This is a genomic window from Shinella sp. S4-D37 (assembly GCF_040812195.1).
Lineage (GTDB): Bacteria > Pseudomonadota > Alphaproteobacteria > Rhizobiales > Rhizobiaceae > Shinella.
In genome coordinates this window covers 2,622,657-2,643,921 of the sequence record NZ_JBFNXL010000005.1, presented here as the reverse complement: position 1 = coordinate 2,643,921, position 21,265 = coordinate 2,622,657, and the positions used below count along the sequence as shown (strand labels likewise).

Here is a 21,265-nt window from a genome sequence, read left to right as displayed (position 1 = left end):
GCCGCAACGTGAATCGACGACCGGAGGGTGAATTGGCTGGACAACATACGCGGCTTCCCCCTCTCAATGCGTTGCGCGCCTTCTGGGCGGTCATGCGCCAGGGAACGTTCCGCAGCGCAGCGGACGAGCTTCTCGTCACCCCGCAGGCCATCAGCCAGCAGATCAAGCTGCTGGAAGATACCCTGCACGTCCCCCTGTTCGAGCGGAAGGCGCGGGTCATCGAGCCGACGGAGCATGCGATCATCCTCTCGCATTTCGTCCAGGCGGGCTTCGACGAGTTTACAGAAGGCATCCGCCGGGTCACCAATTCGACCTACCGCAACCGCATCAACATCAATGTCAGCCCGTACTTCGCCACGCGCTACCTGATGGAGCGGCTGGAGCGCTTTCGCCAGCGCCTGCCCGGTGCCGATATCCGCCTGACGACGATGGTGAACGTCCGCGATTTCGCGGCCGACGACGTGGACGTTTCCATCCAGTGGGGTTTCGGCAACTGGAAGGAATATGACGTCAAGCTCTTGATGCACGACCCGAAGATCATCTGCTGCTCGCCGGAACTGGCCGGGCAGATCTCTTCGCCCGCCGATCTCGGCCGCATGACGCTTCTCCATCCCGTCATGGCGCGCGATCTCTGGCGCAAGGTGCTGGCGCATCTCGGCCTGCCTTCGCTGGAAATGGCCGGTGAGATCGAATTCCAGGATGCCGCGACGATGCGCAGGGGCGCGATTTCCGGCATCGGCGTCGGGCTCGTGTCGAAGCTCGATGCCCTTGCCGATATCAAGGCCGGCACGCTCGTCGCGCCGCTGGGGGTCGATATACTCGATACGATGGAAAAGAAGGACGTTCCCGGCTTCTATCTCGTCGTTCCGAGAGCCCACAAGCGCGTCAAGATCATCTCCGCCTTTTGCGACTGGATCACCGCGGAGCAATGGTGAAGGGGAGATGCGGAAGGTGAGGCAGGCAGGCATAGGCCGCCGGCATCCTGCCGAGACTGGATCCATGTGACGGGTTCTCGTGGCGATACAGGCCTTGCCAGCTGGTGTTCCCGCCAGTTGGTGAAGAGGCTAGCGCCCATCACGATGAGCGCGCCGGCGATCATGTCGAGCGCCTTATGGCATGGCGTTCGAGGACGCCGGAACGCGACCAGGCCGGCAGGGCGGTCTTGGCGGCCTTCGTATCCCCGGCGCTGGCGCGGGCATTGTCGCCGACGACGTCGCTGGTGTTGGAGGGGTTGATGTTCGCCGAAGCGTCGCCGCAGACCCATTCGCCGGCAATCAGGTTCTTGTGCAGCATTGTCTTTTCCGTTCAGTGCAGGCCGAGATAGGCTTTGCGGACGTCTTCGTTGTCGAGAAGGGCGGCGCTGTCTCCGGAGAGGTGGATACGCCCATTGACCATGACATAGGCGCGTCTCGACAGTTTCAGCGCGTGGTTGGCGTTCTGCTCGACGAGGAAGATCGTCTTGCCCATGGCGGCGATCTCGCGCAGCACCTCGAAGACGCGCTTGACGACGAGCGGCGCAAGCCCGAGCGAGGGTTCGTCGAACAGGATCAGCTCGGGCCGGGCCATCATGGCGCGGGCGATGGCCAGCATCTGCTGCTCGCCGCCCGACATGGTGCCGGCGGTCTGGTTGCGCCGTTCCTTCAGGCGGGGAAAGAGGTCGAACATGGTGGTCCGGTCCTCCTCGAAATGCCCCATGCCGATGGGCGTCGTACCCATCATCATGTTCTCCTCGACGCTCATGTCCTGATAGATCTGCCGGCCCTCCGGCACGAGCGCGATGCCGCGCCGCGAAATCCGGTTGGTGGGAAACCCGGAAATGTCCTCGCCCTTGTGCAGGACCTTCCCGGCCGTGGCGCGCGGCGCGCCAAAAATCGAGGAGAGCAGCGTCGTCTTGCCGGCGCCGTTTGCGCCGATCAGGCTGACGATCTCGCCCTTGAAGATATGGACGTTCACATTCTTCAGCGCCTCGATGGGCCCGTAGTGGGCGTGAACGCCGGAAAACTCCAGCAGGGGGGCCTCGCTCATGCCTCAACCTCTTCTTCGCTGACGCCGAGATAGGCGGCGATAACGGCGGGATCGTTCGCCACATGCTCCGGCGCGCCGTCGGAAATCACCTCGCCGTGGTCGAGCACGACGACGTGGTCGGAAATGCGCATCACCAGCCCCATGTCGTGCTCGATGACGAGCACGGTCTGGCCATGCTCCTTGCAGAGCCGCTGGATGACCTCGGAGAGCTCGCGCGTTTCCGACGGATTGAGGCCGGCGGCCGGTTCGTCGAGGCAGATGAGTTTCGGTCCGGTGCACATGGCGCGGGCGATCTCAAGGCGGCGCTGGCGGCCATAGGGCAGTTCGCCCGCCAGCCGGTTGGCGTCGTCGATGAGGTTCATCTCGCCCAGCCAGTGATAGGCGCGGTCGACGGCCTCGCGCTCGGCCCGGCGGAATGCGGGTGTGCGCAGCACGCCGCTGACGAGATTGTTGGCCGTCACCAGATGCTGGGCGACCAGCAGATTTTCGACGACAGACATTTCCTTGAACAGGCGGATGTTCTGGAAGGTCCGGGCGATGCCGGCGCGGGTGACGAGATGCGAACCGCCGGTGACCGGCCTGGTGATCAGCACGCCGATATCCTGCGGCCCATCGGGACCGTTGAGCAGGATCTGGCCCTCGCTGGCGCGATAGAAGCCGGTGATGCAGTTGAACATCGTCGTCTTGCCGGCGCCGTTCGGGCCGATCAGGGCCGTGACGCGGCCGGGCTCGACGGCGAAGCTCACATTGCGGTTCGCAACGATGCCGCCGAAGCGCATGGTCACATTTCGGACCTTGAGGAGGGGCGCGGTCATCGGGCGGCCTCCGGGCTTGCTGAAAGCGGCGCCGGATCGCTGCCCTTGGGCGCAGCGCTCGGGAAGAAGGCCGGGCGCTGGATGCGCACGAGACCACGGGGCTTCCAGATCATCATGACAACCATCAGGATGCCGAAGATCAGCACGCGGTATTCGGCGAAATCGCGCAGCAGCTCCGGCAGGATCGTCAGGATGAGGGCGGCGGCGATGACGCCGACGGTGGAGCCGAGGCCGCCGAGCACGACGATGGCGAGGATCAGGGCGGATTCGAAGAAGGTGAAGGAGGTGGGGTTCACGAAGCCCTGGTGGACGGCGAAGAACACGCCGGCAAGGCCCCCGGTCGAGGCGCCGAGCATGAAGGCGGTGAGCTTGGTGAAGACGTGGTTCACGCCGAGCGAGCGGCAGGCGATCTCGTCCTCGCGCAGCGCTTCCCACATGCGGCCGAGCGGCATGACGCGCAGGCGCTCGACGGCGTAGATGACGAGGCAGACGACGATGAACAGCACGAAATAGATGAACCAGAACTTGTAGTCGGCGCTGTAGGCTATGCCGAGATAGTCGTGCAGCGGCACGCCGCCCTGCTTGGCCGTGCGGGTGAATTCGAGGCCGAGAAGGGTCGGTGGCGGCACGGGAGCGCCGTTCGGCCCGCCGGTGAAACCCAGCCAGTTGTTGAGCACGAGGCGGATGATCTCGCCGAAGCCGAGCGTGACGATGGCAAGGTAATCGCCGTGCATCTTGAGGACCGGGAAGGCCAGGATCATGCCACAGAGGCCGGCGAAGAAGGGGGCGATGATCAGCGCGCTCCAGAAGCCGAGGCCGAGATATTGCGCGCCGAGTGCCAGGAGATAAGCGCCGACCGCATAGAAGGCGACGAAGCCGAGATCGAGCAGGCCGGCAAGGCCGACGACGATGTTGAGGCCGAGGCCGAGCAGACAGTAGATCAGCGCGAGAATGGCGATGCCGAGGAAGTATTTGTCGGCGAAGAAAGGGAGGGTGAGACCGGCGAGGAAGATCAGCACGAGGACGACAACGGGTGACTTTTCCTTGCCGGTCATGACGGTCACGCCGCTGCCGTTGCCGGCCGCTTTGCCGGCGATCTTTCGACCGATGGCCGTCATGCCGACCAGCGACAAGGCAATCCGTCCGGCAGCGACGATCGCGGCGAGCAGCACGGCGCGCGTCAGTTCGTTGCGGAACGAAAACCCTTCCAGCACAAGGCCGGAGATCGGGCCGAAGAGGATCAGAGAAACGGTGAAGGTGAGGAGCGCCTGCTTGGCGAGTGTGAGAACGCGGTTCTGTTCCATGGTCCCGTCCTCACACTTTCTGGATTTCCGGCCGGCCGAGCAGGCCATAGGGACGGAAGAACAAGAGGGTGATAAGCAGTGTGAAGGCGAAGACGTCCTTGTAGTCGGTGCTGACATAGCCGGCGAACAGCGCCTCCGTCAGGCCGAGCAGCATGCCGCCGAGAACGGCGCCGGGCAGCGAACCGATGCCGCCGAGAACGGCCGCGGTGAAGGCCTTGATGCCCATGACGAAGCCGATGAAGAAATTGAACGAGCCGTAGTTGAAGGTGACGAGCACGCCGCCGACGGCGGCCGTCGCGGCGCCGATCACGAAGACGGTGGAGATGATGCGGTCGGTGTTGACGCCGAGCACGGCCGAGATGCGAATGTTCTGCTGCACTGCGCGGCATTCGCGGCCGATGCGCGTGTGATTGATGACATAGGTGAGGATACCCATGGCGATCAGGGAGGCGAAGAGGATCACCGTCTGCATATAGGTGATCTGGGCGAAATGCACGCCGTCGCCGAAGCGGAACGCGCCGCTGATGAGGGTGGGGACACCCTGGTCGCGGGCGCCCTGGGCGATCTGCACATAGCTCTGCAGCATCAGCGAAATGCCGATGGCCGAGATCAGGGGGGCGAGTTTGGTGGAGCCGCGCAGGGGCCGATAGGCGACGCGCTCGATGGCCCAGCCGTAGACGGCGGTGATGGCGCAGGTGACGACCAGCACCGAGATCAGTGCGAAGGGTACGGACTGGATGCCGAAGAAGGTGAGCACGGCAAGGGTGATGGCGGCGATGTAGGCCGAGACCATGTAGACGTCGCCATGGGCGAAGTTGATCATGCGGATGACGCCGTAGACCATGGTGTAGCCGACCGCGATCAGGCCGTAGATCGTGCCGAGCGTGATGCCGTTGAACAATTGCTGGATGAGGATGTAGACATCCATACGCGGACCCCCTGAGATTTGGGTACGGAGAGCCGGTCGGACAGCGGTCCGACCGGCATGGACGGATCGTCCCTACTTGACGAGAACGGGGGTTCCCTTGTCGTCGAAGTTATAGAAGACGAACTTGAAGTCCTTGATGTCGCCCTTCTCGTCCCAGGTGATCTTGCCGATGGCGGAATCGACCGTGTTGCCGCGCAGCCAGGCGGCCTGGGCATCGAGGTCCTCGCCGGCCTTCAGCGCCGCGACGACGGCCTGCGCATTGGCGTAGCCGTAGAGGACGTAGTTCGCCGGCGTGATGTTGGCCTTGGTCAGCGCGTCCTGCACGTCCTTGGTCGAGGGATCGGCAAGCGGATCCGGTGTCGCGGAATAGTAGACGTCCTTCAGGTTGACCGGGCCGCCGGCAGCGGCGACCAGTTCAGCCTGGGCGAAGGCGTCGCCCGTGACGAAGACGACGTCGACACCCTGTTCCTTCAACTGGCGCACCAGCGGGCCGCCTTCCGGAATGAGGCCGCCGAAATAGACGGCGTTGGCGCCGGTGCTCTTGATCTTGGTGACGAGGGCGTTGAAGTCACGTTCGCCGCGCGTCAGGCCTTCATAGAGAACGGGCTGCACGCCGCGCTCTTCCATGGTCTTCTTGACGGCATCGACGAGGCCCTGGCCATAGGTGTCCTTGTCGTGGATGAGGGCGACCTTGTCCCGCTTCAGCGTGTCGAGGATGAAGCCGGCGGCGACAACGGCCTGCTGGTCGTCACGGCCGCAGCCGCGGAAGAGATTGTCGAAGCCGCGGTCGGTCACGGTCGGGTTGGTGGAGGACGGCGTCATTTCGAGGATGCCGGCGTCGTTGTAGATTTCCGAGGCCGGGATCGTGCTCGACGAGCAGAAGTGGCCAATCACGGCCTGCACCTTGTCCTGGTCGACGAAACGGTTGGCGACGGCCACGGCCTGCTTGGGTTCGCAGGCGTCGTCGCCCTTCACCAGCTCGACCTGCTTGCCGTTGATGCCGCCGGCCGCATTCACTTCGTTCACATAGGCGAAGACGCCGTTATAGACCTGCTCGCCAAAGGTGGCATTGGCGCCGGTATAAGGGCCAGCGACACCGATCTTGATGGTGTCGGCGGCAAAGGCCGGCGCGAGAAGCAGGGCGGAGGCGATGGCAGTCGCCGCCAGGAATTTCGAAATCTGGGTCATGTGCGGGGCTTCCCTCTGGTTAAGCCATGAAACTCTTCAGTGGGATGCGGTTCGGTCCACATCTCTTGTCGTTGCAGGGGCGAGTGCCGGTCTTGTGCTCCGCGCTCATCCCTGGAACGGCGGGAAAACAGGAGATCATGGTGTTTCCACCCTGATCTGCGCCCCACACGCTCGCCGTATGGAGATCGCCTGCAAGTTTCGTCGCCACTGAAAAGAGTATATGGCTGCCCCAGCCACGGGCCTGCGTAAGAAATTCCGTCGATCGGCAAGCTATCCTTGACGAATGGATGCCATCGAGAGCATCGAACGGCGGGCAAAAACGCGGGAAGTCCCGCGGCGGATGATCGCGCGCGAGTGCGGTCCGTCAAAGGATGCCTTTTCCTTCAACCGGCAGGGTAGGGGTCAGGTCTTCGCCTTGGTGCCCGCAGGTTCGGCCAGCATGGCGCGATAGCGGCTGAGGCTTTCCTCCAGATGTGCGGCCAGCGCCTGTTTCGCGGCCTTGGCGTCGCCCTGCGTGATGGCGGCGAGAATGGCGGCGTGCTCCTTGTTGATCTTCTTCAAGTAGGCGTTGTAGGAGCGGCCGGACTGGCTGTGCTTCAGCACGAGATCGAAGTTGATCTCGCCCATGACGGCTTCCAGAAAACGCGAGAAATGCGGGTTGCGCGTCGCCTTGGCGATGGCGAGGTGGAACTCGAAATCGGCGCGCGCTTCGATCTCGGCATCGCTGGTGTCCAGGTTTTCGATGTGGTCGAAGGCCCGGGCGATTTCGGCAAGCGCTTCCGGCGTTCGCCGCTGGGCGGCAAGCGCCACCGATTGCAATTCCACGCCGAGGCGCAGTTCGAGGATCTGCATCGCCGAGCGAATGTCGTCGATCCGGCTGATCTCGAAGTTCAGCGTTCTTGCGTCCTTCTCCGTCACGTAGACGCCGGCTCCCTGCCGGGCGATCACGCGGCCGGCAACCTTGAGCGAGGCCAGCGCCTCGCGGATGACGGTGCGGGAAACGCCGAACTCCTCGCAGAGCTGCGCACTCGACGGAATCTTCTCGCCCGGAGCGTAAAGCCCGGAATCGATGCGCTCGCTAAGCTTGGCGACGACGATCTCGCCGAGATTGCCGCGTTGCGTGATAACCGACATTCCCATACAGCCTTTGCGTTAATTCTTCTGAATTGTCACATATCATACGTCGCATCTCCACCCAAGGAAAGTGTGGGGTTCTCCTGGAGGGCGGCTCGGATGGCCTGAATCGGATGGGGAAGTCTTACGCCGTCCATGAGCTTGACCTGCGATCGGCAGGAATAACCCGTCGCCATCACCAGCTCCGCCCGGTCCGGCGTGGCCAGGGCGGGCTGCCAGCTCATCGCGTAGAGCGTTTCGGAAAGTGCACGGTTGCGCACCTCATGACCGAAGGTGCCTGCCATGCCGCAGCACCCGACTTCGCCGACGACGAGCTCCATGCCCAGTTTCGCGAACACAGCCTTCCACTGGGCGGTCGCCACCGGCGCATTGGTGCGCTCGGTGCAGTGGGCCATGAGTTGGACGCGCTTGCGCTCTCCGCCGGCCGGCGAGGGGAGGCGGTCGAGGACGGTGGCCAGCCATTCCTGCGGCAGGAGGACACGCGCTCTCATCCCGGTGCCGGAATATTCGCTGCGGAAGGCAAGGGTCATGGACGGATCGATGCCGACCAGCGGCACGCCGGCCTCCGCCATCCTGTCGATGGTTGCCGCGGTGCGGCGGGCGGTTTTCTCGAAGGCGCCGAGATAGCCGTGCACATGCAGCGCCTTGCCGTTGACCAGCGGCGGCGCGATGAAGGGTGTCAGCCCGAGCAGCCGCGCCAATTCCACCGCATCGAGGAGCACGTACGGATCGAAATGCTCGGTAAAGGCATCCGGCAGGAAAACGACGGCCCGGGCGCGCGCCGCCGCATCGAGGCGTGCCAGCCGCGCCGGGGTGGCGACGGATACGTTCTGACGGGCGAGCGTTCGGCGCACCGATATCGACGGGAGCGCGGGCAGCGCCGTGAGGCCGGCGCGCCGCATCGCGGCCTGTCCTGCCGAGGAACCGGCAACGAGATTGTAGAGCGGCCGCACTCGCGCCATCAGCGGCAAGGTGGTTTCGATGGCGGCGACCAAAGGATCCTTCAACGGCCGCAGATAGCGTTTGTAGTAGAGCGCGAGGAACTTGGAGCGGAAGGCGGGTACGCTCACCTTGACGGGACATTGCCCGGCGCAGGCCTTGCAGGCAAGGCAGGTATCCATCGCCGCGCGCACCTCATGGGAAAAGTCGTCACGATTGGCGGGATTGAGGCTGTTCCATAGACGGTTCACGAAGCCAAGCGGTTGCGGGCGCGTGGCTTCGCGGCGCGGGTCGATACCCTTCTCGGCAAGGCGCCGCAACCATTCGCGCATCAGCGAGGCGCGGCCTTTTGGCGAGAAGCGCCGGTCGCGCGTCGCCTTGTAGGAGGGACACATCAGCCCGTCCGCATCGAAATCGAAACAGGCGCCGTTGCCGTTGCAATAGGCGGCCTTGTCGAAGGCGGCGCGGATGTCGTTGCCGATGTCACGGTCGAGCGTGCCGCGCAGCGGGATGGCGTCGATCTTAGGCAAGGTGCGGCCGGCCGGCGCGACGATCTTGCCGGGATTGAGCTGGCCGAGCGGATCGAAAGCGGCCTTGATCTCCTGCAGGCGCGGGTAGAGCGGCCCGAAAAACGCCGGCACATATTCCGAGCGCACGCCCTTGCCGTGCTCGCCCCAGAGAACGCCGCCGTGTTTGCGCGTCAATGCCACGACGGCATCGCTGATCCGGCGCACCAGCGCCGCATGTTCGGGGCGGGTGAGGTCGAGCGCCGGGCGCACATGCAGCACGCCGGCATCGACATGGCCGAACATGCCGTATGTGAGGCCTTCGCTGTCGAGCAACGCCCGGAACTCCCGGATATAGGCGGCGAGGTTTTCCGGCGGAACGGCAGTATCCTCGACGAAAGGCACCGGCCGGACCGGACCCTCGACATTGCCGAGCAGGCCGACCGCGCGCTTGCGCATCGTCCAGACGGCCTCGATCTCGGCCTTGCCATGGGTCGTCGTGAAACCCTTGCGGCCGGGAAATGGATTGTTTTCCAGCGCCGTCGTGACCGCCGAAAGCTTTTCCGCCAGCTCCTGCGGCGTATCCGCCAGGATTTCGGCGATGTTGATGCCGTTTGACGGACCGCCGGCATCGTCGGGGAAAAAGGCGGCGATACGGGGCCAGACGATATCGCCCTTGGCAAGCCGCAGCACCGTTTCATCGATCGTCTCGACCGAGGCGACATCGAGCGCCACGAGATTGCGCGCATCCTCGAGCGCGGCGTTGAAATTGTCGTAGCGGATGTTGACCAGTGCCGCGCAAGCCGGGATCGGCAGCAGGTTCAACTCCGCCTCGGCAATCATCGCCAGCGTGCCTTCCGACCCGCAGAGCACCGCGTTGAGGTCGAAAAAACCATCGCCGCGTTGCACATGGGCGAGGTTGTAACCCGTCATGAAGCGGTTGAGCTTCGGGAAGATTCGTTCGATCTCGGCGCGATCGTTGCTGGTGATGCGGGCGAGGGTGCGGTGGATATCGCCGATCCGGTCGCGCCGCGCCTGGAGCGCGCGCAATTCCTCCGCGCGCACGGGGCGGGAGAGGAAGTCGGTGCCGTCGGTCAGCACGACGCGCAAGGCCAGCACATGGTTGCTCGTCTTTCCATAAAGGCAGGAGCCCTGGCCGCAAGCGTCGGTCGAGATCATGCCGCCGATCGTTGCCCGGTTTGAGGTCGAGAGTTCGGGGGCAAAAAACAGGCCGTGCGGTGCCAGCGCCTTGTTCAACTGGTCCTTGACGACGCCTGCCTCCACCCGCGCGACGCGGCGTACGGGATCGATCTCGAGAATGCGGTTCATATGGCGCGAGCAATCGATGACGATGCCCGATGTCAGCGACTGGCCGTTGGTCCCCGTGCCGCCGCCGCGCGGAGCGACGCTGATCCCGGCGAATTCCTTTCGGGCCAAGGCCTTGGCTATGCGCTTGAGGTCGTCAGCGTTTCTGGGGAACAGAATGGCCGCCGGTTCGACCTGATAGATGGAATTGTCAGTGGCAAAGACATTGCGCTCTGCCGCGGATCGGCCGATCTCTCCTTCGAAGCCCGCGCTTGCGAGATACGACAGGAACGCCTCGGTCGGTGACGCGGTGCGGTGTTCTGCGACAAGGCGAGGGATCATTTCGAAGTCCAAAAAGGGGCTTGTGCTTCATATAAGTTGGCATATAAGTGATAACATGCCAATATGGCGGTGCAACCCGAAATCGCGAGGTCGGAACATGAAGAGCCAGTCTGTTGTCATCGTCGGCGGCGCTTCGGGGCTGGGGCTGGTGACCGCCCGGCTGATGGTCGCCCACGGCGCGACGAAGATCGGCCTTGTCGATCGCAATGAGGCGCTGCTGGCCTCTTCCGCCGCGGAACTCGAAGCGCTCGGCGCCGAAGTGGCGACGGCCGTTGCCGATATTTCCCGCGCCGAGACGGCCCATGGCGGCTTTGCGGCCGTGGCCGCGAAGCTCGGCCGCATCCACGCGCTGGTCAACAGCGCCGCGATCTACCCGCGCAAGCCCATCCTTGAAATCTCCGACGAGGACTGGGACCTCGAAAACGCCATCAACGTGAAGGGTACCTATCACATGATGGTCGCGGCGGTGCGCCATATGCGCCAGTTCGTCAACGCGCCCGAGGTGACCGGCCGCATTGTCAACGTCACCTCCGTGGATGCGTTCAAGGCGCATCCGCAGAATGCCCACTATGCCGCCACCAAGGCCGCCGTCGTCAGCCTCACCAAGTCTTTCGCGCAGGAATGCGCCGCAGACCAGATTCTGGTGAACTCGGTCGCGCCCGCCGGCTTTGCCACCGACCGGGCCAAGGAACTCGGCTTCCTGCCGGAGCTTGCCAAGGCAAGCGCGCTCGGCCGCGCCGCCGAGCCCGTCGAAATGGCCGAATGGATCGTGATGATGGCATCCAGCCGCAACACCTATGCCACCGGCGAGAATGTCGTGATCAGCGGAGGCTACATCTATGTCTGACGCCTATCGCGTTGCCGTCGTCACCGGCGCCACCAGCGGCATCGGCAAGGCTATCGTGCCGGTGCTGCGCGCCCGCGGCCTCGCCGTCTATGCGGTCGGCCGCAACGCGGCGCAGCTTGCCGAACTTGCCGACGCGACCGGTGCGATCCCGGTGCAGGCGGATGTGCGCGATACGGCCCGCATCGCCGCCGCGCTCGACGGCGTCGAGGTCGACGTCCTCGTCAACAATGCAGGCATCCTCTCGACCCGCGCGGCGTTCCAGGACATCGATCCGGCCGAGATCGACGCGATGATCGACGTCAACCTCAAGGCGCCGCTGCACCTGACGCGCGTCATGCTCCCGGGCATGGTGGCGCGCAAGCGCGGCCACCTCATCTATATCGGCTCCAGCGGTGGTCAGGCGCCTTACCCGAGCATGGGTGCCTACGGCGCTTCGAAGGCGGGCCTCAGCCTGTTCTGCGACAACCTGCGCTGCGACCTGCTCGGCACGTCCGTCCGCGTCAGCGAGATCGTCCCCGGCCGTGTGCAGACGGAGCTCTACCGTACCTCCATCGCCGACAACCAGGCGCAGGCAGCGCTGTATGACGGCTACCGGCCGATCCAGCCGGAACACATCGCCCGGATCGTCGACGATGTTATCGCGTTGCCGGTCTATGTGGACGTCGCCCGCGTCGAGGTCTTCCCGACCGATCAGGCGACCGGCGGCGGAACGATGGTGAAATTCGAGGCACAGTGACCTCAAGCGGGAGGAGAGGCCATGAACGACAAGACGTCCGGGGAGGAGCGCCGGCCGGACCTCGTCCGCAACTATCGTCCCGTTGCGATCCGCTCCGTCATCGCGGCGCATGCGATGATCGCGAAGCCGCGGCCGGACGCCAACGTGGAACCGCTGGCACCCGCAGCGGGCTTCACCCTTCCGGCCGGTTTCCACAATCCCGCAGGGGATTGACGTTTCATGGCGCCACCAAAATCCCGGCTTGGCTTCATAGGCACCGGTACGATCACGGAAGCAATCGTCACGGGTATCGTCTCCCGGGCGGAGCCGTCCGGCCGAATGTCGCCGAAGAGGTCGTGCGCCCTCCGGTTCCGGCCCGGCGGGTCGGGCTGGAAGTCCTCAACTGTCTTGTAACCGATGTGCGGACGCAACGAATGTTGCGCCCGTTTTCTGCTCGAAGATGCCGTCCTTGCCGTTGCGGACGATCACGCTGACCGCGGTGATCGTCTGTCCGGCGAACTCTTCTCGCAGCCTCCCGAAAGGAGGAGCTGGCGAAGATGCATCGCAAGCTGCCGTCGTGTAGGTAAGGGTCAGGAACTGCGTGTGCAGTTTCCATTTTATTCGGCCGCCTTCGAAATCGGCGATACCGTGTCTGCCATCACCGGTTTTGGACGCGGCCGCCAGTTGCTGAAGGCGCTCCGGAACGGCTGGAGCGGTATCGCCATCCACGATCGCGAGATGCCACACATCGATATCGCCGTCGAAATAAAGGGATGGCCGAGCGTGGAACTCGTTGTGGAGCTTGCGCCTGAGGGAATGTTCCGGACCGATGAGGTGCGTATCCATGTCCATCATGCCGGAACATTCCGCGGTGTTAGTGGGCTGACACCATTGCGGATGCCACCCTTGCAAGATTCACCTCGCCGACAGGGTTGCCTCGTGGGTCGACGACGACGATGTCCTGAACATCGCCGCGGGCGAAGATTTTCAGCACGTCTTCGATCTTGGTTTCCCCGCGCACCGTCGCGCCGTTCGCAATTCGCCCGGGTCTCACCGGGGTCATGACCGCATCGACCTGGATCACGCGGCCGCGGTTCACTTCCTTCACGAAATTCGCGATGTAGTCGTCGGCGGGTCGCATGACGATATCCTGGCTGGAGCCCTGCTGGATGACCTCGCCGTCGCGCAGGATGGCAATCTGGTCACCGAGACGCAGCGCCTCGTCGAGATCGTGGGTGATGAAGACGACGGTTTTCTTGATCTCCTTCTGGAGGTCGAGCAGAACCGTCTGCATGTCCATGCGGATCAACGGGTCGAGGGCAGAATAGGCTTCATCCATCAAGAGGACCGGCGCGTCGTTGGAGAGCGCGCGGGCAAGGCCGACACGCTGCTGCATGCCACCCGAGAGCTGGTTGGGATACTTTTCCTCGAAACCCTTCAGGCCAACGCGCTCGATCCACCGCATGGCGATGTCGACGCTCTTCGGCCGATCGAGGCCTTGTACCTCAAGGCCGTAAAGCGTGTTGTCGAGCACATTGCGATGCGGGAGCAGGGCGAACTTCTGGAATACCATTGCGGTCTGATGACGCCGAAACTCGCGCAGGTCCGCTTCTGCCATTTTGACGACATCGACGCCGTCGACGAGAACCTCGCCGGCCGTCGGGTCGATCAGCCGGTTTATGTGACGGATAAGCGTCGACTTGCCGGAGCCGGACAGGCCCATGATGACCTGGATCGAGCCGGAGGGCATTTCGATGTTGATGTCCTTCAGGCCGAGGACATGGCCGAACCTATCGTTCAGCTCCGCCTTCGACAGACCGTTCTTGACAGCGTCGACGTGAGCCGCCTCGCTGGAGCCGAAAATCTTGTAGAGGTTGCGGATCTTGATGCCGGCAAAAGCGTGATCAGCCATGGACGATCTCCCGGTGCTTCTGGAGGCGCTGGCCGTAGGCCTGGCTGACGCGGTCGAAGATGACGGCGATGCCGACGATGGCGAGGCCGTTGAATATGCCCAGCGTGAAATACTGGTTGGCGATGGCCTTCAGCACCGGCTGGCCGAGGCCCTGCACGCCGATCATGGATGCAATGACGACCATGGCGAGCGCCATCATGATCGTCTGGTTGATGCCGGCCATGATGGTGGGGAGGGCGAGCGGCAACTGCACCTTCGTGAGTTTCTGCCACGGTGACGAGCCGAAGGCGTCGGCGGCTTCGAGTACATCCTTGTCAACGAGGCGCACCCCGAGGTCCGTCAGGCGGATCATCGGCGGAATGGCATAGATGACGACGGCGATCAGCCCCGGCACCTTGCCGATGCCGAGCAGCATGACGACAGGGATGAGATAGACGAAGCTCGGCATGGTCTGCATCACGTCGAGGATCGGGTTCATAACGCTCCGCAGCCCATCGGAGCGGGACATGGCAATGCCGATCGGGATGCCGATGGTAATGGAGAGAATGGTCGAAACGAAGATCATCGACACGGTGCGCATCGTGTCTTCCCACATGTCGAAGTATCCAATGACGAGAAGGGTCACAAGACAGCCCACGACGATACGCCAGCTTCGGCTCGCGCCCCAGGCAAGTGCGAGTACAAGAAGAACCATGATCGGCCATGGCGTCTTGAGCATGAACCGTTCCGCATAGATGAGAAACTGCTGAAGTGGATAGAAAAAGGTTTCGAGCGCGTCGCCATAAGCGCGCGTGAAGGCGCGAAACGCGTCGTCGATGCCCTTCTTGAGGTCGCGCAGGGCGTTGTCGTCCATATGTGGAAACGTGTAAAACCAGTCCATACTGTTCCCCGCCTTTCCGGCCGATTGGTCTTGTTGCCAACGCAACAAGGCGGCACGCGAGAACGCGCCGCCGGAGTTGCCTCAGAGCGAAGCCTTGATCTTCTCGGCAGCTTCCGCAGAAACCCATTTCGTCCAGAGATCGGGATTTTCTGACAGGAAGTGCTTGGCGCCTTCTTCACCGGAGGCCTGGTTGTCGGTCATCCAGGCCATGAGCTTGCCGACGGTGTCGTTGCTCCAGGCACGCTTGTTGAGATAGTCCATAATGTCGGCGCCGGCGCGGCCCGAAAATTCGGTCGAGACGAGCGTGTAGACGTGGTCGACCGGCCAGGCGCTGAGCTTCGGGTTCGGGCAGTCCGCCGTGGTGATGCACTTCCAGGCTTCCGCATCGTAGGGAGCGTCGAAGTCGAGTTTGACCATCTCGTACTTGCCGAGGAGCGCCGTTGGCGCCCAGTAGAAGCCGAGCCAGCCCTTCTTCTGCTCATAGGCCTTGATCAGCGAGGCGTCGTGGCCTGCCGCCGAACCGGTGTCGAGCAGCGTGAAGCCCTTCTTTTCGGCTTCGTAGGCCTTGTAGAGCTGCGCGGAGATCACAGTGGCGCCCCAGCCCTGCGGACCGCCGGCGATGGTCCCCTTGCTCGGATCTTCCGCGTCCGGGAAGAGTTCGGGATGCTTCAACGCGTCGCTGATCGTCTTGATATCGGGATGGGCGTCGGCCAGGTATTTCGGGATCCACCAGCCGTTCACACCGCCTTCGGGAAGCGCATTCGCCGCCTGGACGAGTTTCTTCTCCTCGACGCCCTTCTTGACGACCTCGGGAAGCATGTCCACCCAGGCTTCCGGAGCGATGTCGGGCTGGCCCTTTTCGGCCATCGAGGTGATCGTCGGCACGGTATCGCCGATCGTGATCTCGGCGTCGCAACCGTATCCCTCGGAGAGGATGATCTTGTCGATGTTGGAAAGGACTTCGGCACTCTGCCAGTTCATGCTGGCGATCGTGACGGAGCCGCAATCGGCGGCGCTGGCGATCGACGGGCCGACGAGCAGGCCGTAAGCGAGACAAGATGATGCGAGCAGTTTCTTCATTCTCGTTCCCTCAATATTGGCGGCAGGACGATGCGAAGCTGGACGCCGCGAGATCCAGCTTCGAAGCTCTAGGAGGTGTTCTGGAGGCTGCGCGCCCGCTCCAGCGCCGCGTCGATGCCGCGGCCGACGACGGCAGACAGCGGTGCATCGCGCATGGACTGGAGCGCTGCCGCTGTCATGCCCGCATAGTCGATGAATTCGGCAACGACGTCGGAAACCGGGCGGCCATCGTGCTCCATGAGTTTCGCCGATCCGAGCAGGAGCGTCGTCGTTGCGCGCGCTGCGACATCGGGGGCGATCCCCCTTGCGATCGCATCACGCCGCAAGGTGTCGGCGAGAAGCGCGTGGTAAGCGGGTCCTGTGCCCGTCAGCGCCGCGAAGTAATCGAGCTGGCCTTCACTTCCGACCTCATCCGCGACGCCGCACACTCTGAAAAGGGTGGAGACAAGCGCCCGGTCATCGGCGGTGCATGCCTCGCCCGGATACCAGGGCGTATAGGAGGCGCGAACGGATGCCGCGGCATTGGGCATCGATCGCACCACCCGCGCCGCACCGAGGTGCGATTCGAGCTGATCGAGCGGCACGCCGGCCATCACGGAGATGACGAGCTTGCCCTCGGCCGAGAGGCGAAGCGCCGGAAAGTCCTCTGGCCTGACCGAGACGATGACCACGTCCGATCGATCGACAAGCTCCTGGTTGTCCGTCGTCCAGTGCGCGCCGGCGGGGCCTTCGGGCTGCCGGTTGCGATAGGAGAGGGTAAGGTCTTCCGGCCGCCGGTAGCCGGCATCGAGGATGGCTGCGACGATTGCGCCGCCAAGCCATCCCCGCGCCCCGATGACACCCATACGCGCGAGTTCACTCATGGGCGGCCTCCATCTGCTCCCTGGTGATGCCGTGGCGGGCAAAGAAGCGATCGAGGTCCTTCTGCTTGGGAGGTTTTCCGGTGAAACCCTTCAGGTACTCGGGCATGCGCTTCATGCGCAGCGCGATATCCTCCTTCATCTGCATCGAGATGTAGCCGATCTGAAGAAGGTAGATGTTGCGGGCGCGTACGTCGGCCGCAAAGGGTTCTTCGCCGAAACGCGCGAACATCTCCGCGATCGCACCGATCCGGGCGCGGTCCGCAGCGTGGACCTCGGCCAGGATTTCGGGAGATTGCATTGCCCAGCTTCGCACGGCGAATTCGAACCTCGAGTCAAAGATGTCGTTGTTGAACCAGCAGTCGCTGACGTTCAGGATCGCTTCGACCAGCGTGTCCGCGTAGGCGCTTGCCTGCTTGAGGACGTTGCCGGTGTTCTTCTCCCGCCATCTGGCAAGGAGGGCGGCCAGCAGTTCCTCCCGATCCTCGAAGGATCGATAGAAACTCGTGCGCGCCAGGTTGAGCTTCTTCGATAGCGTCTGGATGCGAACCGCATCGACCCCGGATTCCAGGAGGGTTTCGTATGCGGCGGCAAGCCAGACATCCGGTGAACCTCGCCATCCGCTATCGGCCAAAGTCTGTTCCATGGTTTTCTCCTAACAGAGCAAAAACGCGGGCGCAACTAAAAAGGTACACCCTTGTCACAAATTTGAGACGTGCATGAACTGTTATGTTGACATTTATGTACCTTTCCCATTATCGATTGATGCACAATTCCTACATTGGAGCTTCGCTGATGTCGAACGATCCCCTGCTGCAGCCCTTCAAGCTCAAGCACTTAACGCTCCGCAACCGCCTGATGACGACATCCCACGAGCCGGCCTATCCCGAGGATGGCATGCCGAAGGGCCGGTATCGCGCCTATCATGTCGAAAGGGCGAAGGCCGGTCTTGCGCTGACCATGACCGCGGGATCGGCGGCCGTATCGCGTGACAGTCCGCCCGTGTTCAACAACGTCCTCGCCTACAAGGACGAGGTTGTGAAATGGATGCGCGAGCTCACCGACGAATGTCACGAGCACGGTGCAGCCGTGATGATCCAGCTGACCCATCTCGGGCGCCGCACCCGCTGGGACAAGGCGGACTGGCTGCCCGTCGCCGCGCCGACCCAGGAGCGCGAACCATCTCACCGCGCGTTTCCGAAGCTTATCGAAAAGTGGGACATCGAGCGGATCAAGAAGGACTTCGCCGATGCGAGCGAACGCATGAAGGCAGCCGGCGTCGACGGCGTGGAATTCGAATCCTTCGGCCATCTCCTGTCGCAATTCTGGTCGCCGATGAGCAACCACCTGAACAACGAATATGGCGGTTCGCTGGAAAACCGGATGCGGTTCTCCCTCGAAGTGCTGGCGGCGGTGCGCGAACGCGTCGGACCCGACTTCATCCTGGGCGTCCGCTATGTCGCGGACGAAGACACGCCGGTCGGCTACGGCAAGGAAGAGGGGCTGGAAATCTCCCGGCGCCTGAAGAACAGCGGACTTATCGACTTCCTCAACGTCACGAAGGGCCATATCGAGACGGATGCCGGCTTGACCGACCAGATTCCGATCATGGGCATGGCCAGCGCGCCTCACCTCGAACTCGCCGGCGAGGTCCGGGCGACCACCAAGTTTCCGGTCTTCCATGCAACGCGCATCCAGGATGTCGCAACGGCGCGCTTCGCGATCGCGGAAGGCAAGGTCGACATGATCGGCATGACGCGCGCGCATCTCGCCGACCCCCATATCGTGCGCAAGATCCTCGAAAAGCGCGAGCACGACATCCGGCCGTGCGTCGGCGCCAACTACTGTCTCGACAGAATTTACCAGGGCGGCATGGCGCTCTGCATCCATAATCCCGCGACCGGCCGCGAAGAGACGATGCCGCACGTCGTTCCGAAGGCGCCCGCGAAGAAGAAGGTCGTGGTCGTCGGTGCAGGCCCCGGCGGTCTCGAAGCGGCGCGTGTCGCCGGCGAGCGCGGGCATGAGGTCGTTGTCCTCGAGGCGGCGGCGAAAGCCGGCGGCCAGATTCTCCTGACCGCGCAGAGCCCGCGGCGGCGCGAGATGTTGGGTATCACCGACTGGAGGCTCGCTCAGTGCGAGGCGCTGGGCGTGGAAGTCCGCTACAACGCATGGGCGGATGCGGATATGGTTCTCGTCGAAAACCCTGATGTCGTTATTGTCGCGACCGGCGGCTTGCCGCACACCGAGGTGCTCAGCCAGGGTAACGAGCTGGTGTGCTCGGCCTGGGACGTCATTGCCGGCGACGTGAAGCCGGGGACCGACGTCCTGATCTACGATGACGCCGGCGACCATGCCGCGCTGCAGGCCGCCGAAATTATTGCCACGACCGGCGCGAAGGTCGAGATCATGACGCGCGACCGTGCATTCTCTCCCGAGGTCATGGCCATGAACCTCGTTCCTTATATGCGCGCGCTGCAGAACAAGGACGTGAAGTTCACGGTGACCTATCTTCTCGAAGAGGTTCGCAAGGACGGCAACCAGCTCATCGCGACGATCGGCAGCGACTATGGCGGTATCCGCAAGGAGCAGCGCCACGACCAGATCATCGTCAACCATGGGACGCGATCCAACGACGACCTCTACTTCGAACTGCAGCCGCATTCCGCCAATGGGGGGGCCGTCGACTATGCCGACCTCATCGACGGCCGGCCGCAGCAACGGGAGGACAATCCGGAAGGTAAGTTCAAGCTGTTCCGGATCGGCGATGCGGTCGCTGCTCGCAACACGCATGCGGCTATCTATGACGCATTGCGGCTCGTAAAAGACATCTGAGGGTAATGCTGCCTCGGCGGCCGGAGAGGGAACGATGACGGAAAGACCTGCTGCGCTCGGCGCATTGATTGATGCGGCCCGGGATGCCTATTCGGAGTTTGCCACCGATCCGCGGTCGCGGGCATCGATTACCAGGATTTTCGATGCCCTCCATCGATCGACCGGCGCGATCGAGGCGGAGAGGATGAGGCTTCCCGTCTGCTCGTATCTTCCCAGTGTGGCCGCCAATCAGCCGAAGCAGGCTACGCTCCGTACTTTGGTCGATGCCTTTGTGTCTCTGGAACCGCAATTGAGCTGGCGGCGGCGCTCGACCTGGGATGCGGCAACCGCCAGTGACAACTTCCATGACGGTCATGGGAACTGCATGATCATCGGACCTGGTGGTTTCGAAAATCGTTCGGACCTTGGGCTGGGGGTTTCGCTTCTGGCGCCCAACGTTCGCTATCCTGACCACGACCATGCGCCCGAGGAGACCTATCTCGTGCTTTCCGAAGGGCTCTTTCGGCAAGGGGATGGGAACTGGTTTTCCCCTGGTGTCGGGGGGTCGTTTCACAATGTGCCGATGATCCGTCATGCCATGCGCTCGGGAGGCAAGCCGCTCCTTGCATTTTGGGCGCTGTGGATGGGCTAATCGCCGCCGTCCTCCCTTCAAGACCGAGGTCAAGGACGACCACTTCCTGCTGCTCGGCCGGCCGGCTCCGTGCGCCTGCCGAATGCCTTCATGCCGCCGCTGATGAACAACCACGGCAACTACATCGTCTCGCTCGGCAATGTCTGTCGGTGGCTCGCGACCAAGGCAGCTCGGCGTCGAGATCTATCCCGGCTTTGCCGCGACCGAAGTGCTCTACAACGACGAGGGCGTCGCCACCGGCGACATGGGCATCGAGCGCAATGGCGAGCCCGGTGCCGACATCCGCGGCATTGTGGTATACTGAAGCCGGTTCAAGACCGCCTGCACCTCGCAATCCGTTCATTGCACCGCCGCGTCAGCGCTGGCGGCGCCTGTTATCGGCCGCGCATACCGCGCCGGCCATGAAGGAGGAGAAGCCCATGCCAAGCATCGCGATACATCCATCCATCGACAACGGGTTCAAAGCGACCGATGCCGCCTTTTCCGGCGGCGTGCTCGTCTGTAACTGCGCGAGCAATCCGGTCAAAGTCCGCATCAAGGGCGACATCGCCCACAACCATGCGTGCGGCTGCACCAAGTGCTGGAAGCCGGAAGGTGCCGTCTTCTCGGTTGTCGCCGTCGCGCCGACGGACACTGTCGAGGTCGTCGAAAACGGCGACAAGCTCGCAGTCGTCGACGCGGCTGCCCTCATCCAGCGTCATGCCTGCAAGGAGTGCGGCGTGCATCTCTACGGCCCGGTCGAGCGCGATCATCCGTTCAAGGGCCTGTCCTTCGTGCATCCGGAACGCTTCCAGGAGCAGGGCTGGGCGAAACCGGGCTTTGCCGCCTTCGTCTCCTCGATCATCGAGAGTGGCTGCGACCCGGCGAAGATGGACGGCGTGCGTGCGCGCCTGCGCGAACTCGATCTTGAACCCTATGACTGCCTCAACCCCGGCCTGATGGATTATATCGCCACCTGGACGGCCAAGAAGAGCGGCGCGCTGCCAGCGTAGTCAACGCACACAGCGCTAAAGATCGGCCGG

General features: G+C 63.3%; 20 protein-coding genes and 2 pseudogenes. 8 read left to right on the top strand and 14 right to left on the bottom strand.

The window, feature by feature from the left end; genetic code table 11:
- Positions 1-32: 32 nt before the first annotated feature.
- Positions 33-935 carry a LysR substrate-binding domain-containing protein gene (locus tag AB3G45_RS20475; protein ID WP_367832293.1) on the top strand — a complete coding sequence of 301 codons (903 nt, stop codon included), beginning with the start codon at positions 33-35 and terminating at the stop codon, positions 933-935.
- A 163-nt stretch (positions 936-1,098) separates the two neighbouring features.
- Here AB3G45_RS20475 and AB3G45_RS20470 read toward each other — a convergent pair.
- The 8 genes and pseudogenes from AB3G45_RS20470 to AB3G45_RS20435 all read right to left on the bottom strand — a co-directional run.
- Positions 1,099-1,293, bottom strand: a pseudogene (locus tag AB3G45_RS20470) (aldehyde dehydrogenase family protein); the annotation flags it as partial.
- A 12-nt stretch (positions 1,294-1,305) separates the two neighbouring features.
- On the bottom strand, positions 1,306-2,025 hold the full coding sequence (locus tag AB3G45_RS20465; RefSeq protein WP_367832292.1) for an ABC transporter ATP-binding protein: 720 nt from the start codon (positions 2,023-2,025) through the stop codon (positions 1,306-1,308).
- Complete coding sequence (locus AB3G45_RS20460) at positions 2,022-2,840, bottom strand: ABC transporter ATP-binding protein (protein WP_367832291.1); 819 nt, start codon at positions 2,838-2,840, stop codon at positions 2,022-2,024. The genes AB3G45_RS20465 and AB3G45_RS20460 overlap by 4 nt, the downstream gene beginning before the upstream one ends.
- Complete coding sequence (gene livM / locus AB3G45_RS20455; RefSeq protein ID WP_367832290.1) at positions 2,837-4,144, bottom strand: high-affinity branched-chain amino acid ABC transporter permease LivM; 1,308 nt, start codon at positions 4,142-4,144, stop codon at positions 2,837-2,839. Before livM ends, AB3G45_RS20460 begins: the two co-directional genes overlap by 4 nt.
- 10 nt (positions 4,145-4,154) lie before the next feature.
- Positions 4,155-5,072, bottom strand: a complete 918-nt coding sequence (locus AB3G45_RS20450; protein WP_367832289.1) for a branched-chain amino acid ABC transporter permease LivH — start codon at positions 5,070-5,072, stop codon at positions 4,155-4,157.
- 72 nt (positions 5,073-5,144) lie between these two features.
- Positions 5,145-6,260 carry a branched-chain amino acid ABC transporter substrate-binding protein gene (locus tag AB3G45_RS20445; protein ID WP_367832288.1) on the bottom strand — a complete coding sequence of 372 codons (1,116 nt, stop codon included), beginning with the start codon at positions 6,258-6,260 and terminating at the stop codon, positions 5,145-5,147.
- Positions 6,261-6,662: 402 nt separating this feature from the next.
- Complete coding sequence (locus AB3G45_RS20440; RefSeq protein WP_367832287.1) at positions 6,663-7,394, bottom strand: FadR/GntR family transcriptional regulator; 732 nt, start codon at positions 7,392-7,394, stop codon at positions 6,663-6,665.
- A gap of 35 nt (positions 7,395-7,429) precedes the next feature.
- Entirely contained in the window at positions 7,430-10,486 is a 3,057-nt protein-coding gene (locus AB3G45_RS20435) for an FAD-binding and (Fe-S)-binding domain-containing protein (protein WP_367832286.1), read from the bottom strand.
- Positions 10,487-10,583: 97 nt separating this feature from the next.
- Between AB3G45_RS20435 and AB3G45_RS20430 the strand changes: the two genes are divergently transcribed.
- Genes AB3G45_RS20430 through AB3G45_RS20420 form a run of 3 tightly spaced genes read left to right on the top strand, consistent with a single transcriptional unit; the run spans position 10,584 to position 12,282 of the window.
- Positions 10,584-11,333: an SDR family NAD(P)-dependent oxidoreductase gene (locus AB3G45_RS20430; RefSeq protein WP_367832285.1), complete on the top strand. Its 750-nt coding sequence runs from the start codon at positions 10,584-10,586 to the stop codon at positions 11,331-11,333.
- Positions 11,326-12,069 carry an SDR family oxidoreductase gene (locus AB3G45_RS20425; RefSeq protein WP_367832284.1) on the top strand — a complete coding sequence of 248 codons (744 nt, stop codon included), beginning with the start codon at positions 11,326-11,328 and terminating at the stop codon, positions 12,067-12,069. Before AB3G45_RS20430 ends, AB3G45_RS20425 begins: the two co-directional genes overlap by 8 nt.
- A gap of 21 nt (positions 12,070-12,090) precedes the next feature.
- Positions 12,091-12,282 (top strand): hypothetical protein, encoded by a 192-nt coding sequence (locus AB3G45_RS20420; protein ID WP_367832283.1) that lies wholly within the window; start codon positions 12,091-12,093, stop codon positions 12,280-12,282.
- A 165-nt stretch (positions 12,283-12,447) separates the two neighbouring features.
- Here the strand turns inward: AB3G45_RS20420 and AB3G45_RS20415 are convergent, their stop codons facing one another.
- The 6 genes from AB3G45_RS20415 to AB3G45_RS20390 form a co-directional block, all read right to left on the bottom strand.
- On the bottom strand, positions 12,448-12,903 hold the full coding sequence (locus tag AB3G45_RS20415; protein ID WP_367832282.1) for a DUF3422 family protein: 456 nt from the start codon (positions 12,901-12,903) through the stop codon (positions 12,448-12,450).
- 19 nt (positions 12,904-12,922) lie between these two features.
- The gene (locus tag AB3G45_RS20410) at positions 12,923-13,960 is read right to left on the bottom strand and encodes a glycine betaine/L-proline ABC transporter ATP-binding protein (protein ID WP_367832281.1); all 1,038 of its coding nucleotides are present in this window, start codon (positions 13,958-13,960) and stop codon (positions 12,923-12,925) included.
- On the bottom strand, positions 13,953-14,840 hold the full coding sequence (locus AB3G45_RS20405) for an ABC transporter permease (RefSeq protein WP_367832280.1): 888 nt from the start codon (positions 14,838-14,840) through the stop codon (positions 13,953-13,955). Before AB3G45_RS20405 ends, AB3G45_RS20410 begins: the two co-directional genes overlap by 8 nt.
- Positions 14,841-14,921: 81 nt before the next feature.
- Positions 14,922-15,920: an ABC transporter substrate-binding protein gene (locus tag AB3G45_RS20400; protein ID WP_367832279.1), complete on the bottom strand. Its 999-nt coding sequence runs from the start codon at positions 15,918-15,920 to the stop codon at positions 14,922-14,924.
- Between the two features lie 68 nt (positions 15,921-15,988).
- A complete protein-coding gene (locus AB3G45_RS20395) occupies positions 15,989-16,783 on the bottom strand; it encodes a pyrroline-5-carboxylate reductase family protein (protein ID WP_367832278.1) in 795 nt (264 codons plus the stop codon).
- A complete protein-coding gene (locus AB3G45_RS20390; RefSeq protein ID WP_367832277.1) occupies positions 16,776-17,426 on the bottom strand; it encodes a TetR/AcrR family transcriptional regulator in 651 nt (216 codons plus the stop codon). Before AB3G45_RS20390 ends, AB3G45_RS20395 begins: the two co-directional genes overlap by 8 nt.
- A gap of 149 nt (positions 17,427-17,575) precedes the next feature.
- On the opposite strand from AB3G45_RS20390, the gene AB3G45_RS20385 reads away from it, so the two are divergent.
- The 4 genes and pseudogenes from AB3G45_RS20385 to gfa all read left to right on the top strand — a co-directional run bounded on the left by AB3G45_RS20385 (position 17,576) and on the right by gfa (position 21,235).
- On the top strand, positions 17,576-19,612 hold the full coding sequence (locus tag AB3G45_RS20385) for an NAD(P)-binding protein (protein WP_367832276.1): 2,037 nt from the start codon (positions 17,576-17,578) through the stop codon (positions 19,610-19,612).
- 34 nt (positions 19,613-19,646) lie between these two features.
- On the top strand, positions 19,647-20,243 hold the full coding sequence (locus AB3G45_RS20380) for a dimethylsulfonioproprionate lyase family protein (protein ID WP_367832275.1): 597 nt from the start codon (positions 19,647-19,649) through the stop codon (positions 20,241-20,243).
- A gap of 13 nt (positions 20,244-20,256) precedes the next feature.
- Positions 20,257-20,535: pseudogene (locus tag AB3G45_RS20375) on the top strand (NAD(P)/FAD-dependent oxidoreductase); the annotation flags it as partial.
- Between the two features lie 127 nt (positions 20,536-20,662).
- Positions 20,663-21,235, top strand: a complete 573-nt coding sequence (gene gfa / locus AB3G45_RS20370) for an S-(hydroxymethyl)glutathione synthase (RefSeq protein WP_367832274.1) — start codon at positions 20,663-20,665, stop codon at positions 21,233-21,235.
- Positions 21,236-21,265 lie beyond the last annotated feature (30 nt).

What these genes read in the sequence shown, in the direction of transcription:
- AB3G45_RS20465 (WP_367832292.1), bottom strand. Translation starts at nt 2,025, where the DNA reads ATGAGCGAGGCCCCCCTGCTGGAGTTTTCCGGCGTTCACGCCCACTAC.
- AB3G45_RS20460 (WP_367832291.1), bottom strand. Translation starts at nt 2,840, where the DNA reads ATGACCGCGCCCCTCCTCAAGGTCCGAAATGTGACCATGCGCTTCGGC.
- livM (WP_367832290.1), bottom strand. Translation starts at nt 4,144, where the DNA reads ATGGAACAGAACCGCGTTCTCACACTCGCCAAGCAGGCGCTCCTCACC.
- AB3G45_RS20450 (WP_367832289.1), bottom strand. Translation starts at nt 5,072, where the DNA reads ATGGATGTCTACATCCTCATCCAGCAATTGTTCAACGGCATCACGCTC.
- AB3G45_RS20445 (WP_367832288.1), bottom strand. Translation starts at nt 6,260, where the DNA reads ATGACCCAGATTTCGAAATTCCTGGCGGCGACTGCCATCGCCTCCGCC.
- AB3G45_RS20440 (WP_367832287.1), bottom strand. Translation starts at nt 7,394, where the DNA reads ATGTCGGTTATCACGCAACGCGGCAATCTCGGCGAGATCGTCGTCGCC.
- AB3G45_RS20435 (WP_367832286.1), bottom strand. Translation starts at nt 10,486, where the DNA reads ATGATCCCTCGCCTTGTCGCAGAACACCGCACCGCGTCACCGACCGAG.
- AB3G45_RS20430 (WP_367832285.1), top strand. Translation starts at nt 10,584, where the DNA reads ATGAAGAGCCAGTCTGTTGTCATCGTCGGCGGCGCTTCGGGGCTGGGG.
- AB3G45_RS20425 (WP_367832284.1), top strand. Translation starts at nt 11,326, where the DNA reads ATGTCTGACGCCTATCGCGTTGCCGTCGTCACCGGCGCCACCAGCGGC.
- AB3G45_RS20420 (WP_367832283.1), top strand. Translation starts at nt 12,091, where the DNA reads ATGAACGACAAGACGTCCGGGGAGGAGCGCCGGCCGGACCTCGTCCGC.
- AB3G45_RS20415 (WP_367832282.1), bottom strand. Translation starts at nt 12,903, where the DNA reads ATGATGGACATGGATACGCACCTCATCGGTCCGGAACATTCCCTCAGG.
- AB3G45_RS20410 (WP_367832281.1), bottom strand. Translation starts at nt 13,960, where the DNA reads ATGGCTGATCACGCTTTTGCCGGCATCAAGATCCGCAACCTCTACAAG.
- AB3G45_RS20405 (WP_367832280.1), bottom strand. Translation starts at nt 14,840, where the DNA reads ATGGACTGGTTTTACACGTTTCCACATATGGACGACAACGCCCTGCGC.
- AB3G45_RS20400 (WP_367832279.1), bottom strand. Translation starts at nt 15,920, where the DNA reads ATGAAGAAACTGCTCGCATCATCTTGTCTCGCTTACGGCCTGCTCGTC.
- AB3G45_RS20395 (WP_367832278.1), bottom strand. Translation starts at nt 16,783, where the DNA reads ATGAGTGAACTCGCGCGTATGGGTGTCATCGGGGCGCGGGGATGGCTT.
- AB3G45_RS20390 (WP_367832277.1), bottom strand. Translation starts at nt 17,426, where the DNA reads ATGGAACAGACTTTGGCCGATAGCGGATGGCGAGGTTCACCGGATGTC.
- AB3G45_RS20385 (WP_367832276.1), top strand. Translation starts at nt 17,576, where the DNA reads ATGTCGAACGATCCCCTGCTGCAGCCCTTCAAGCTCAAGCACTTAACG.
- AB3G45_RS20380 (WP_367832275.1), top strand. Translation starts at nt 19,647, where the DNA reads ATGACGGAAAGACCTGCTGCGCTCGGCGCATTGATTGATGCGGCCCGG.
- gfa (WP_367832274.1), top strand. Translation starts at nt 20,663, where the DNA reads ATGCCAAGCATCGCGATACATCCATCCATCGACAACGGGTTCAAAGCG.